At 69.4% G+C, this 12,674-nt stretch carries 11 protein-coding genes and 2 pseudogenes; 10 read left to right on the top strand and 3 right to left on the bottom strand.

The annotated features are described in order from the left end of the window. Nucleotides 1-85: 85 nt before the first annotated feature. The 4 genes from P0M04_RS17345 (at nt 86) to P0M04_RS17330 (ending at nt 5,877) form a co-directional block, all read left to right on the top strand. Nucleotides 86-1,801, top strand: a complete 1,716-nt coding sequence (locus P0M04_RS17345; RefSeq protein ID WP_259447829.1) for a methyl-accepting chemotaxis protein — start codon at nt 86-88, stop codon at nt 1,799-1,801. Nucleotide 1,802: 1 nt separating this feature from the next. Then, nucleotides 1,803-3,047: a chemotaxis protein CheW gene (locus P0M04_RS17340; protein WP_259447830.1), complete on the top strand. Its 1,245-nt coding sequence runs from the start codon at nt 1,803-1,805 to the stop codon at nt 3,045-3,047. Nucleotides 3,048-3,116: 69 nt separating this feature from the next. Beyond that, the gene (locus tag P0M04_RS17335) at nt 3,117-4,322 is read left to right on the top strand and encodes an SGNH/GDSL hydrolase family protein (RefSeq protein WP_259447831.1); all 1,206 of its coding nucleotides are present in this window, start codon (nt 3,117-3,119) and stop codon (nt 4,320-4,322) included. 142 nt (nt 4,323-4,464) lie between these two features. Then, the gene (locus P0M04_RS17330) at nt 4,465-5,877 is read left to right on the top strand and encodes an OmpP1/FadL family transporter (RefSeq protein ID WP_259447832.1); all 1,413 of its coding nucleotides are present in this window, start codon (nt 4,465-4,467) and stop codon (nt 5,875-5,877) included. A 63-nt stretch (nt 5,878-5,940) separates the two neighbouring features. Here the strand turns inward: P0M04_RS17330 and P0M04_RS17325 are convergent, their stop codons facing one another. Then, nucleotides 5,941-7,380: a methyl-accepting chemotaxis protein gene (locus P0M04_RS17325; protein ID WP_259447833.1), complete on the bottom strand. Its 1,440-nt coding sequence runs from the start codon at nt 7,378-7,380 to the stop codon at nt 5,941-5,943. Nucleotides 7,381-7,642: 262 nt separating this feature from the next. On the opposite strand from P0M04_RS17325, the pseudogene P0M04_RS32800 reads away from it, so the two are divergent. The 6 genes and pseudogenes from P0M04_RS32800 to P0M04_RS17300 form a co-directional block, all read left to right on the top strand. After that, nucleotides 7,643-8,545 (top strand): annotated as a pseudogene (locus P0M04_RS32800) (HAMP domain-containing protein); the annotation flags it as partial. After that, nucleotides 8,428-8,994: pseudogene (locus tag P0M04_RS32885) on the top strand (ATP-binding protein); the annotation flags it as partial. The pseudogenes P0M04_RS32800 and P0M04_RS32885, both read left to right, overlap by 118 nt. A 109-nt stretch (nt 8,995-9,103) precedes the next feature. Continuing rightward, complete coding sequence (locus P0M04_RS17315) at nt 9,104-9,781, top strand: response regulator (protein ID WP_259447835.1); 678 nt, start codon at nt 9,104-9,106, stop codon at nt 9,779-9,781. Nucleotides 9,782-9,869: 88 nt separating this feature from the next. After that, entirely contained in the window at nt 9,870-10,334 is a 465-nt protein-coding gene (locus P0M04_RS17310) for a hypothetical protein (RefSeq protein WP_259447836.1), read from the top strand. A 55-nt stretch (nt 10,335-10,389) separates the two neighbouring features. Beyond that, a complete protein-coding gene (locus P0M04_RS17305) occupies nt 10,390-10,593 on the top strand; it encodes an oxidoreductase-like domain-containing protein (protein ID WP_259447837.1) in 204 nt (67 codons plus the stop codon). After that, nucleotides 10,590-11,105 (top strand): arsinothricin resistance N-acetyltransferase ArsN1 family B, encoded by a 516-nt coding sequence (locus tag P0M04_RS17300; RefSeq protein WP_259447838.1) that lies wholly within the window; start codon nt 10,590-10,592, stop codon nt 11,103-11,105. Before P0M04_RS17305 ends, P0M04_RS17300 begins: the two co-directional genes overlap by 4 nt. On the opposite strand, the gene P0M04_RS17295 is transcribed toward P0M04_RS17300, so the two are convergent. Together P0M04_RS17295 and P0M04_RS17290 are read right to left on the bottom strand one after the other, a co-directional pair. Then, the gene (locus P0M04_RS17295; RefSeq protein ID WP_259447839.1) at nt 11,102-11,419 is read right to left on the bottom strand and encodes an ArsR/SmtB family transcription factor; all 318 of its coding nucleotides are present in this window, start codon (nt 11,417-11,419) and stop codon (nt 11,102-11,104) included. The genes P0M04_RS17300 and P0M04_RS17295 overlap by 4 nt on opposite strands. Nucleotides 11,420-11,454: 35 nt before the next feature. Continuing rightward, nucleotides 11,455-12,663 carry an MFS transporter gene (locus tag P0M04_RS17290; RefSeq protein WP_259447840.1) on the bottom strand — a complete coding sequence of 403 codons (1,209 nt, stop codon included), beginning with the start codon at nt 12,661-12,663 and terminating at the stop codon, nt 11,455-11,457. Nucleotides 12,664-12,674: the final 11 nt, after the last annotated feature.

Here is a 12,674-nt window from a genome sequence, read left to right as displayed (position 1 = left end):
CATTCTCAGGCTAAAAATGATTAAATCGTCAAATCGATTGCCATAGGGCAATATTATGAACATCATGACGCCACCACGAGACACCATGCATATGATCGCTCCTGCCCCGGTCACTTCCCGGGACGACCTTGCCCATGCCGCACTGGATGCCATCAACCGCGCCCAGGCCGTGATCGAATTCGGCCTCGACGGCCGCATCCTGCACGCCAACCAGAACTTCCTCGACGCGCTCGGCTACGAGCTGCACGAAGTCGTCGGCCAGCCGCATGCGCTGTTCTGCGAACCAGAGTACGTGCGCTCGCAGGCCTACCGCGATTTCTGGAAGCATCTGGCCGCGGGCGAATATCACGCGGGCGAATTCAAGCGCGTGGCCCGCGACGGCAGCCCGGTGTGGATCCAGGCGACCTACAACCCGATCCTCGACGGGGACGGCAAGCCGGCCAAGGTCGTGAAGTTCGCCACCGACATCACGGCGGCCAAGCTGCGCAACATCGACTTCGAGGGCAAGATGGCCGCGATCGACCGCACCCAGGCCGTCATCGAATTCGATTTGCAGGGCAACGTGCTGCATGCGAACGCCAACTTCCTCGCCGTGACGGGCTACACCCTCGACGAGGTGCGCGGCCGTCACCACCGCATGTTCTGCCTGCCGGAGCACGCCCGCTCGGCCGAGTACCTCGCGTTCTGGGAACGGCTGGGACGCGGCCAGGCCGACACCGGCGAATACCAGCGCGTGACGAAGGATGGCCGCACGGTGTGGATCCTCGCCGCGTACAACCCGATCTTCGACGCCGACGGCAAGCCCGTCAAGATCGTCAAGTTCGCCACCGACATCACGGCGCGCAAGCGCCTCGCCGCCGAGACCCGCGGCCAGCTGGATGCCATCGGCCGCTCGCAGGCCGTGATCGAGTTCGACCTTTACGGCAATGTGCTGGCCGCGAACGACAACTTCCTGCGTACCCTGGGCTATCTCGAGGACGAAGTGGTCGGCCGCCACCACAGCATGTTCTGCGACGAGGCGCTCATCAAGAGCGCCGAATACCGCAACTTCTGGTCCGACCTGGCGCGCGGCCAGTTCCAGTCCGGCCGCTTCCGCCGCCGCGGCAAGCACGGCGCCGACATCTGGATCCAGGCCACGTACAACCCGATCCTCGACGCCGACGGCAGGCCGTACAAGGTCATCAAGTTCGCGATGGACGTGACGGAGCAGGTGCACCGCGAAGAGCAGCTCGGCGCCAAGATCAAGGCGATGTCCGCCGTACTGGCCGACCTGTCGCAATCGATCGCCTCCATCGCCGCCGGCTCGCAGCAGTCGGCCGGCCTCGCCGTGCAGACGCGCGACCAGGCCGCCGAAGGCAGCACCCTGCTGTCACGTTCGAAGGAGGCGATCCTCGCGATCCAGAAATCGTCCGACGACGTGCACGAGATCATCGACACGATCAGCGATATCGCCAGCCAGACGCACCTCCTCGCGTTCAACGCGGCGATCGAGGCGGCGCGCGCGGGCGAGCACGGCACCGGCTTCTCCGTCGTCGCCAACGAAGTGCGCAAGCTGGCCGAGAAATCCGCGCTGGCGGCGCGCGAGATCGCGAAGCTGATCAACGAGACGGCAACCCGCGTGGGCGAAGGCACGCGCCTCGCGGGCGACGTGGAAGACGCGTTCGGCCGCATCGTGCGCTCGGTCGCGGCGACGAGCGAATCGATCGCCCGCATCCACGCCTCGACGAGCGCGCAGGCCAGCGCGACGCGTGACGCATCGGCCCTGCTGGCCGAGCTGGAACGCGTCGCGACGGAGCACTGACATGCAGCTGGCGGAAGTGCGCATCGACGCCGTGGACGTGGGCATCGCGGCGGCGAGCGTCGCGCAGGCGTTGCCGCTGCCGGACGCGTTGGCCGCCCCGCCCCGCCGCACCGGTGCGCTGGCGGGCGTCGTGGACCACGGCGGCGTGCTGGTGCCCGTCGTCGACCTCGCGCGCTGGGTCGGCACGGGCGAACGGCAGGATGGACCGCACACGCGCATCCTGATCCTGCGCGACGGCGCACGCATGCTGGGGCTGCGCGTGTCGGCCGTCGGCGGCCTCGTCGACGTGGCGCCGGACCGCATCACGCGCCTGCACCACGACGACGATGCGGACGAAGTGTTCCACAGCGTCGCGCGTTCGCCGGAGACGGGACGTGTTCTCAGCGTGCTGGACGTCGGCCGGCTGGCCGCGCTGGCCTGCGCGTGGCACGGCGGCGCGCCGACCGTGACCGAAGCGCCGCCGCCGCCGGCCGCGCGTGACAGGCACACGTATGCCGTGCTCGATGCGGGCACGCTGCGTCTGGGCGTGCCGGCCGGCGTGCTCGCGGAAGTGATCGCGATGCCGTCGCGCACGGCGATCGGCGACGGCGCGTGGTGCACGTGGCGCGGCCGGCACCTGGCGATCGTGCCGCCGGCAGCGGTCGATCTGGCCCTCACGGATGACGGGGCGGGTCTGCTCGCCGTGCTCGAACACGACGGCCTCGCGCTCGGCGTGCCCGTGCGCGCGACTCTGCACCTGGCGGATTTCGTGCCGGCCGCGACGGTCTACGACGACGATGGCGCCGAAGTGCGGCTGGTCGACGTGGCGGCGCTGTTCGCGCGCCGTCCCGAGGCGGGCCTGTCGCGGTCCGCGCACGCCGCCGCGCCGACGCCGGCGGGCGCCGGCAAGCCGAACGACGCCGCATACGTCGTGTTCGACGCGGACGGCCTGGCCGCCACGCCGCTCGACGCGCTGGAACGCGTGCTGCCGCTGCTCGACACGCCAGGCGCGACGATGCGCTGGGGAGACGCCGCCATTCCTGTCGTCGACCTGCGCCGCCCCGGCCACGCGCCGGCGGAAGAAGGCCAGGTGCTGATCGTGCGCGCGGGCGAGCGCCGCGCCGCGTGCGTGGTCGCGCGCGTGCACGTGATGATTCCGGCCGGCGGCGGGCAGATATACCGCCTCGGTGCGGGGGCGTTCATCGCGACGGACGACGGCCGCGAACGGGCCAGCTACCGCACGGTGGACCTAACCACGTATTGCTAACACAAGTGCCAGTTGCGCCGGCGAGGGGCGGATGCGAGCATCGCCGTCCACCCTTTCGCTGGAGTCACCATGACCGGACGCGCGCTTGCCGCCCTGCTGTTTTGCACCCTTCTCACCGCCACCGCGGCCGCATCGGACCAGGGCTGGCGCACCGCCTGGTCGTCCGCGCCCGATTCGGCGGGACCGGCGCTGCCGGCGCAGACGCTGCGCCAGGTCGTGCGCACGAGTACCCAGGGCACGCGCGTGCGCATCCGCCTGTCGAACCTGTTCGGCACGCAGCCGCTGACGGTGGGCGCCGCGCACGTGGCCCTGTCCGCGGGCGGTGCGCGCGTCGCGGCGGGCAGCGATCGTCCGCTGCTGTTCGGCGGCCGGCCCGCGGTCACGATCGCGCCGGGTTCAAGCGCGCTGTCCGATCCCGTCGCCCTCACGGTCGCCGCGCTGCAGCCGCTGGCCGTCAGCCTGTACCTGCCGGCGCCGGTGGCCGTGTCGACGATCCACGGCTTCGGGCTGCAGACGGCGTACCTGAAGGCATCCGGCGACGCAACGGGCGCCGCCGACTTCCCCTCCACCGCCACGGACGACAGCCGCTACTTCCTCAGCGACGTCGAGGTCCTCGGGCCGGACGCGGGGCGCACGCTGGCCATCGTCGGCGACTCGATCGCGGATGGCGTAGGCACGAAGAACGACCAGGACGCCCGCTGGCCGGACGCGTTGGCCGCGCGCCTGCAGGCCAATCCGGCCCTGGCGACGATCGGCATCGCGAACGGCGGCATCGCGGGCAACCGCCTGCTGCACGACGCATCGGATCCATATGTCGGACCGGGCGCGCTGTCCCGCTTCGAACGCGACGCGCTGGACAAGCCCGGCGTGCGCTGGATCCTCGTGCACGAGGGCGTGAACGACATCACGGCCTCGCTGCTGCTGGCCGACCCGCGGCAGCACGTCACGGCCGAACAGATCGAAGCCGGCCTGCGCGCGCTGGTGGACCGCGCGCATGCCCGCGGCATCCGCATCTGGGCCGGGACATTGACGCCGCTGGCGGGCACGAAGCGGTTTTATTCGGAGGCGGTCGAACGCCAGCGCCAGGCCGTGAACGCATGGATCCGGACGTCCGGCGTGTTCGACGCCGTGGTCGACTTCGACGCCGCCCTGCGCGACCCGACGGAACCGACGCGCCTGAACCCCGCCTACGACAGCGGCGATCACCTGCACCCGAACGAGGCGGGCTACCGCGTGATGGCCCAGCAGGTCGATTTGCGTCTCCTGGATCATTAAATAAGCGTTAAATACGCGAATTGGTATCTCTCACACAACACGAATAGAACGGTCGTGCGAAATGGTGTATGCTTCGGCTCCCGCCGACCCCGACCTTTCCGGTCCGGGGGCGGGCTACGAATCGATACTTGGAGTGAGACCGATGAACCAGAAACACCTGACCCTGCTCGTCGCCCTGGCCCTGGGCGCGTCGCTTGACGCGAGCGCCTCCGGCTACCGCTTCGGCTCCCAGAGCGTGTCCTCCCAGGGCACGGCGGAAGCCAACGGCGCCGAAGCCGCCGATGCATCCACCATCTTCGCCAACCCGGCCGGCCTGACGCGCCTGGAAGGCCGCCAGATCGTCGGCGGCATCACCGCCGTCGTCCCGCACTCGACGTTCCAGGATGCCGGCTCGACCCGCTTCACCAAAACGTCCACCGGCGGCGTGAAGTCGCAGGACGACTACGCGCCGAGCGTCGTCGCCGCCCCGACGCTGTACTACAGCCAGAAGATCAACAGCCAGTGGACGGCTGGCGTCGGCGTGTTCGTCCCGTACGGCACCAAGCTGGATTACGACGACAACTGGTCGGGCCGCTACTCGCTCACCAACATCAAGCTGGAGTCCATCAACATCAACCCGTCGGTGGCATTCAAGCTCTCCGAGCAGCACAGCTTCGGCTTCGGCATAGACATCGAGCACATGAAGGCCAGCCTGCGCCAGGGCGTGGACGTGCCGGGCTCGATCGCCGCCGCGCAGGCCGCCGGCAGCGGCGCCGCGCTGGTGCGCCAGATCGCCGCGCTGGGCGGCAACCCGGCCGCGCTGGCGACCGCGGGCGACGCGCACGCGGGCGTGGAAGGCAAGGACTGGGGCTATGGCTTCAACCTGGGCTACCTGTACTCGCCCACGCCGGATACCCGCTTCGGCATCGCCTACCGCTCGTCGATCAAGCATGAGCTGAAAGGCGGCGCGGTGTGGGACTTCTCGACCGTCACGAGCGACGCCGTCGTGAACAAGGTCCTGCAGGGCGCTTCGCACCACGTGAACTCCGCCGCGCGCGTGGACGTCACCACGCCGGAGACGTTGTCGCTGAACGCCTTCCACCAGTTCGACGCGAAATGGGCCGGCATGGCCGACGTGACCTGGACGCGCCATTCGCGTATGGGCAACATCGACATCAAGTTCGTCGACACGAACGCGGGCGACCTCGTGATCCGCCAGCAGTGGAAGAACACCGTGCGCGTGGCACTGGGCGCGAACTACGCCCTGAACGACGCCGTGACGCTGCGCGGCGGCATCGCGCACGACGACTCGCCGGTGCAAGGCGACACGCTGCGCCACGCCGCACTGCCGGACGCCGACCGCCTGCAACTGTCGTTCGGTGCGAACTGGAAGCTGTCCCCGGCCTCGTCGCTGGACCTGGCCTACAGCTGGCTGCATTTCAGCGATGCGAGCGGCAACTACACCAACAACTGCAATCCGGTGATGGCGGGCTGCACCGGCAACGGCGAGACGACGCGCGGGACGTGGAAGACCCGCATGCAGTTGATCGGGCTGGCGTACAACTACAAGTTCTGATGCGCGACATGCGCGGATGACAGGGCCGGCGCCTCACAAGGGCGCCGGCCTTTTTGTTGGACGTTACAACTTGGAGGAATCGAACCCGACGCGCACCGCACCCCAGTGCCGGCCGCCGATCTCGAGCGGCATCGACAGGTCGTTGATCACCTCCCCCGTATCGCGCAGATAGGTCTGGAACAGGAAAGGCTTGCGGTTCGCGGCCAGCTTCGCGCCCACCGGGTCGTCGAAGATGCGCTTGTTGCGGCAGTAGACGAGATCGTGCTCGCGCCGGCCCGTCGGCGTCTGCGAGAACTTGCTGTTATGCGTGGGCGCGTACCCGCGCGTGTCCACCGCGAGCGCATACGTGCACCCCGGCAGGTCGGACAGGACCCGATCGAACAGCGCCTGCAGGTCGCGCTCCACGGTGCGGTCGTAACCCGTCGTGAAGCGCGGCGGATCCGAGCCCTCGATCGGGCGGTAGGCCTGGTCGAAGATGTCCGCGCCGCGCGCCAGGTGGCCGGCAAGGCTGCGGCCGACGGCGTCGCGCAGCTGCGTCGTCGCTTCGACGAGGCCGTCGAACGTCGTGCCGCCCGTGCGGAACTCGGCCAGCACGCCCTGCATTTCCTCGGTGGTCGCGCGCACCTCGTCGACGCGGCGCGACGCGTCGGCCATCGACTTGCCCGTCTCCGACGCATTCGTCGCCATGTCGGTGACCTGGCGGCCGATCGACTGGCTGATGCTGTCCAGGGACTGCATCGCCACGGCCATTTCGTTGACGGTGCCCGTCATGCGCTCGAAATCCGCGACGAAGGTCTTGAAGTGGCCCGCCGCCGACCCGATCTCGCGCGCCGACGCGTTCACGCCTTCCAGGATCTCCTGGGTGGCGCCGGTGGTCGACTCGACGAGCGTGCGCATCTCGCTGTTGACGCCCGCGATCTTGCTCGTCTCCTCGTTGACCAGCTGCGACAGGCGCCGCACCTCGGCCGCCACGACGGCGAAACCGCGGCCGGCCTCGCCCGCGCGTGCCGCTTCGATCGCGGCGTTGATGGCCAGGAGGTTGGTCTGGTTGGCGATGCGCTGGATGATGCCGCCGAACTCGCTGATCGAGCGGGCGTGGTGGTCCAGCTGCCCGACGGTGCGCGCGAAGCCGTCCACCTTGTCCTCGATCGCGCGCATGCGCGCTTCCAGGTGCGACAGTTCGTCCATCGACGCGCGCGCCACGGCGAGGTTACGGTCCGCCGTGCCCGCGATGTCGTCCGTGCCGGCCTTGACGCTGGCCGACAGCGCCGTCACCTCGCGCGCCGACGCCGCCAGTTCGCGCGACGCGGTGTACTGCTGGCGCGCCTTGTCGAGCGACTGGTCGACCTCCTTGCGCAGGCGCGCCGCGTTGATCGCCGTGCGGATGCTGCCGTCGCGCGCATTCAGCACGAGGCTGCGCACGCGGGCGGTCATGCCGGACCGGCCGGTCGGCGCGAACGCCGACGCGGACGGTATCAGCGTCGTTTTTAACCAATTCAACATGACTTGTCTCCCGGGTAGTCGGCTCTAATAGTTCGACGGCCGATTTTTATTTGAGGAAAATATAGCTGCATTCTGGACACATGTCATCATTCGCGAAAAATCAATGCGCTGTCCAGCCAAATTGGGTAGACGCGCGCTATCACGTCGTATTTACCACACTAATTTGTCCTAAAATGCCTCTTCGTCAATTCCTGCACATTCCACCTTGAAGTTCTCGATCGGTCATCGCTTGTTTGCCTCCGTCCTGCTGGCGATCCTCGCCGTGGCCGCCTGTGCCGTCCTGCTGCTGCGCCAGAACGTGCTGGCCGGCTTCGGCGACTACGCCGCCGGCATCGAACTGGACCGCCTGGAAGAGCTGTCGACGACGCTCGCGCGCCGTTACCGCGCGGGCAACGGCTGGGGTTTCATTCCCGCCACCGACCGCCAGGACTGGATCGCGCGGGAGCTGGCGCGTCTGCAGCGTCTGCGCGAAGTTGGAGCAGCTTCCGTCACGCCGGTCGCGCCGGTCGCGCCCGTACCGCCTGCGCCGCCCGCACCGCCGGCCCCGCCGCTGCCGCCGCTGCCCGGACCGCGCGTGGCGGACGTTCCCGTCGTACCGGACCTCCCTGCCCCCGGCCCGTTGCCGCTGGCGCGCCGCGTCTCGCTGCTCGACGCGCAGGGCGCCTGGCTCGCGGGCCGCCGTCCCGGTCCGGACGCCGCCACTGTCCGGCGCGCGGTCGAGGTGGATGGCCGCACGGTGGGCTACCTGGCTGTCGTCCGCGACGCCCGCCCCGGCGACGCGCTGGCCTATGCCTTCCTGCAGCAGCTCACCAGCAGCCTGTGGCAGATCGTCGCGCTCGCGGTGGGGCTCAGCGCTCTCGCCGCCGTGCTGCTGGCGCGCCACTTCCGCAGTCCGATCCGGCAACTGGCGGCGGGCAGCCGGGCGCTGTCCGAAGGCCACTTCGACCTGCGCCTGCCCGCGCACCGCAGCGACGAACTGGGCGACCTCGCGCGCCATTTCAATGCCCTCGCGGCCCGCCTGGCCGGCGCCGAACAGGCGCGCCGCCAATGGGTCGCGGACACGTCGCACGAACTGCGCACGCCGCTCGCCGTGCTGCGCGCCCAACTGGAAGCACTGCAGGACGGCGTACGCAGCGCCACGCCGGACACCCTCGACGCCATGCTGCGCCAGGTGCTCGCGCTGAACAAGCTGATCGACGAGCTGTACGCGCTGGCCAGGGCCGACGTCGGCGCGCTCGAATGCAAACCGGTCGCGCTCGACCTGTGGGCGCTCGCGTGCGCCGAGGCGCGCGGCTGCGAAGCACGTTTTACACAGGCCGGCCTTGCGCTGGAACTCGGCCCCGGCCCGACGTCTGCCCCCAACATGGCGCAAGTGAGGGCGGACCCGACCGCATGCGCCAGGTGCTCGCCAACCTGTTCGAGAACAGCCTGCGCTACACGGCGGCCGGCGGCCGCGTCCAGCTGCACGCGCAGGTCGACGGCGCTCGCGTGCACCTGCACCTGGACGACACCGCGCCCGGCGTGCCGGACGACGCGCTGGCGCACCTCGGCGACCGGTTCTACCGCGTCGATGCGTCGCGCAGCCGCGCCCACGGCGGCGCCGGCCTCGGACTCGCGCTGTGCCGGCGGCTGGTGGAAGCCCAGGGCGGCACGCTCGCCTTCGCGCATGCGCCGCCTGGGGCCTGCGCGCGACGATCACGCTGCCGCGCGCGGAAGGCCAGGCATGAGCGATCGCATCGTCATCGTCGAGGACGAGCCGGAACTGGCCGCGCTGGTGGCCGACTATGCGCACGCGGCCGGCTACACGGCCGACGTATTCGGCGACGGCGCCGCAGCGCTGGACGCGTTGCGCCGCGATCCGCCCGCGCTGGTCGTGCTGGATTTGATGCTGCCGGGGCTCGACGGCCTGGCGCTGTGCCGCGCGCTGCGCGCGGACGCGAACCCGCTGCTGGCCGACCTGCCCGTCGTGATGGTGACGGCGCGCGTGGAAGAAATCGACCGCCTGCTGGGCCTCGAGGCAGGCGCCGACGATTACCTGTGCAAGCCGTTCAGCCCGCGCGAACTCGTCGCCCGCATCAAGGCGATCCTGCGCCGCGCGGGGCGGCCGGCGCCGGTCGTCGCCGTCGACACGCTGGCCCGCCGCATCGCCGTCCACGGCAAGGCCCTCGACCTGACGCCGACGGAATACGGCATCCTGGCCGCGCTGGCGCGCCGTCCCGGCCAGGTCTTTTCGCGCGCCCAGCTGCTCGACCTCGCGCGCGAGGGCAACGCGAGCCTCGACGTGACGGACCGCGCCATCGACACCCACGTCAAGAACCTCCGGCGCAAGCTCGACGCCGCGCTGCCGGGCGTGGACGCCATCCGTTCGATCTACGGGCTCGGCTACCGCTTCGACCTGTGAATCGCGATCTTCATTTTTTCTCCACAATCGGAAGGCAGGATACCGACATGGCCCGCCGCGTCGTGCGGGCCACGACAAGGAGAAGACAATGAAAGCAATGAAAGCCACCACCCTCGGCATCCTGCTGGGCGCCTTCATGCTGCCCGCGCTGGCACAGAACACGGACGATTCCGCGGACCAGCACGTCCACGTGAGCATCCACTGCAAGACCAACACGGGCAAGTGCAAGGCCCCGCCGGTGCCCCCTGTCCCGCCTGCGCCTCCCGCACCACCGGCACCGCCCGCACCGCCCGTGCCGGACCCGCACGAAGCCGGTGTGCCGCCCGCCCTGCCGGCCATTCCCGCCGTGCCCGGCGTCCCGGCCGTGCCCGCACCGCCGCCGACGCCGAAGCTGCCGCCCGTCCCCGCCGAGGCGCACGCGGCATGCGCCAGCAAGCCGGCCGGCAGCGCGCTCACGTGGGACCTGGGCGGCGGCGAAGTCATGAAAGGCGTCTGCGCGAAGCGCAACGGCAAGACGGTGTTCGTGCTGCGCAGCTACGAGCTGAACGGGTAACGAGGACGGCCGGCATACTCGACGCGCACACCGCGTTTGCGGTATGCTGGCCCGCATGTCCGATCCCGTCACACCCCTGCCCGACCCGCGGCCGCTGCCACCCATCGAACCTGCGCTGGAAGATTGCTGCGGCTCCGGCTGTCCGAACTGCATCTTCGACGTCTACCAGATGCTGCTTGCCAACTACAAGGAAGCGCTGGCGGCGTGGGAGGTGCGGCATCCGGAAGCCGCTGGCGAGGCACCTTCTTCCCAACCATGACATCTACCCACATCCGCCCCGCTACACCGCAGGACGCCGCCCGCATCTGTGCCATCTACAACCACTACGTCACGACGACGACGGTCAGCTTCGAAGAAGACGCGGTCGGCGAACCGGAGATGGCCCAGCGCATCGCCGACGTCGGCGCGGCTGGCCTGCCGTGGCTCGTGCTGGAAGCCGACGGCACGCTCGCCGGCTATGCGTATGCAACGAAATGGCGCGTGCGGCCGGCCTATCGCTATTCCGTGGAGAGCACGGTCTACCTGGACAAGGATTGCACCGGCCGGGGACTGGGACGAATTCTCTACGGGGCGCTGCTGGACGAGCTGCGCAAGCGCGAACTGCGCCTGGTCATCGGCGGCATCGCGCAGCCGAATGAAGGCAGCGTCGGCCTGCATGAAGCGCTGGGCTTCCGCAAGGTCGCCCACTTCACGGACGTCGGCATGAAATTCGGCCGCTGGGTCGACGTGGGCTATTGGGAGCTGAACCTCGGCAAGGACGGCGCGCGCTAAAGCGCCCCGATCGCCAGCTTCAGCTGCTGCAGCCGGTCCCGGTTGACGCAGTAGCAGACCCGTTGCACGTCCGACGAGCCTTCGATCAGGCCGGCCTCCTTCAGGATCGTGACGTGCTGCGAGATCGTCGACGGCGCCAGCGGCAACACGTCGGCCAGGTTCCCGAAATAGCATTCACCGTGATCGATCAGGTGCCGCAGCAGCTGGACGCGCGCGGGATGCGACAACGCCTTGCACATGCGCGCAAGGTCATCGGCATCGATTTCCGTCGTGCGGGCGCGATCGGTCGCCGGGGGGCAGCAGGACTTTGACATGGTTCGTTCGTCGTTGGGCGAACGCAGGATAGACGTCAGACGGCACGCTTGTCAAAAGTTTCCTCGGGCCGCGCCCCGACGCCGACGGCGCGCAGGTACAGCGCGAGGGACGCGATCGACATGGCCAGCAGCACGGACAACAGCAGCGCCGCGCCATCCACACGCCGCAGCAGCGCGGCTGCGATCAACGGTCCCGCCGCCTTCGACACCAGTGCGGGCCCGGCCATGGCGCCAGCGATGGCGCCATAGTGTTCACGTCCGAACAACGCCCGGGGCAACGATCCGCGCAGGATCGTCAGAATGCCGTTGCTCAGGCCATACAGGGCACAGAAGGCGGCCACCGACCAGGCCTGCGCACCGCCCAGCGCGATGACGGCCAGGGCCGCCGGCAGCATGGCGAACGTCAGCTTGCCGACCGTTTGCGGTGCCGTATGTCGCGCAAACGCCATCTCCCCGACGCGTCCCGCCACCTGCATGGGACCGATCAGCGCGGCCAGCAGGACCGCGGTGCCCCTTGCCTGGCCGAGACGCTCGAACAGCGGAATCAGGTGGACTGCCATGGCCGAGAAGACGAAGGTATTGGCCGCGAATGCCAGCGCCAGCGTCCAGAATGCGGGATGACGCACGGCTTCCGCCAGAGTGTGTCCCCGCGCCGGGTCATCGCGTTGTTGCGGACCGGCCCGGGGAACGTCGGCGCCAAGGCACAGGTGCAGCGGCATGCACACGGCAAGTTGCACGATCCCGTACAACAGGTATGTATCGCGCCACCCGTACGACGTCTCGAGCCAGGCCGTCAACGGCCAGAACAGCGTGCTGGCGAAGCCGCCGAACAGTGTCAGCGTCGACATCGCCTGCCTGGCGCCCGCGTCGAACCGCCGCTGGATCGCGGCAAACGCGGCTTCGTACAACGTCAGCGCCATCGCCAGCCCGATCAGCGTCCAGGCGGCGTAATACGACGCCACGTCCGTGCAGCGGGCGAGCCAGGCCATGCCCAGGAAGCACAGGAACGAGCCCGCAGCCATCACATGGCGGCCGCCGTGGCGGTCCAGCAGGATCCCGACCGGCGTGGCGGCCAGCCCGGCGACGAGCAGCGCCCACGAAAACGCGCCGAACACCAACTCGGGCGCGAGGCCGAGGTCGCGCCGGATGCCGGGCGCCAGGATGGTGAAGGCATAGTACAGCGAACCCCAGGACACGATCTGGGTGACGGCGAGGATGCCGATGGTCGTCGATGGCCGGTGCATGCGGTCTCCGG

Source organism: Telluria mixta (genome assembly GCF_029223865.1).
Classification (GTDB): Bacteria; Pseudomonadota; Gammaproteobacteria; order Burkholderiales; family Burkholderiaceae_D; genus Telluria; species Telluria mixta.
This window is presented reverse-complemented; position numbering and strand designations above follow the sequence as displayed.

Coding starts and splice junctions, on each gene's coding strand:
- P0M04_RS17330 (WP_259447832.1), top strand. CDS start 4,465: ATGAACCAGAAACACCTGACCCTGCTCGTCGCCCTGGCCCTGGGCGCG.
- P0M04_RS17345 (WP_259447829.1), top strand. CDS start 86: ATGCATATGATCGCTCCTGCCCCGGTCACTTCCCGGGACGACCTTGCC.
- P0M04_RS17300 (WP_259447838.1), top strand. CDS start 10,590: ATGACATCTACCCACATCCGCCCCGCTACACCGCAGGACGCCGCCCGC.
- P0M04_RS17325 (WP_259447833.1), bottom strand. CDS start 7,380: ATGTTGAATTGGTTAAAAACGACGCTGATACCGTCCGCGTCGGCGTTC.
- P0M04_RS17295 (WP_259447839.1), bottom strand. CDS start 11,419: ATGTCAAAGTCCTGCTGCCCCCCGGCGACCGATCGCGCCCGCACGACG.
- P0M04_RS17340 (WP_259447830.1), top strand. CDS start 1,803: ATGCAGCTGGCGGAAGTGCGCATCGACGCCGTGGACGTGGGCATCGCG.
- P0M04_RS17315 (WP_259447835.1), top strand. CDS start 9,104: ATGAGCGATCGCATCGTCATCGTCGAGGACGAGCCGGAACTGGCCGCG.
- P0M04_RS17310 (WP_259447836.1), top strand. CDS start 9,870: ATGAAAGCAATGAAAGCCACCACCCTCGGCATCCTGCTGGGCGCCTTC.
- P0M04_RS17335 (WP_259447831.1), top strand. CDS start 3,117: ATGACCGGACGCGCGCTTGCCGCCCTGCTGTTTTGCACCCTTCTCACC.
- P0M04_RS17290 (WP_259447840.1), bottom strand. CDS start 12,663: ATGCACCGGCCATCGACGACCATCGGCATCCTCGCCGTCACCCAGATC.
- P0M04_RS17305 (WP_259447837.1), top strand. CDS start 10,390: ATGTCCGATCCCGTCACACCCCTGCCCGACCCGCGGCCGCTGCCACCC.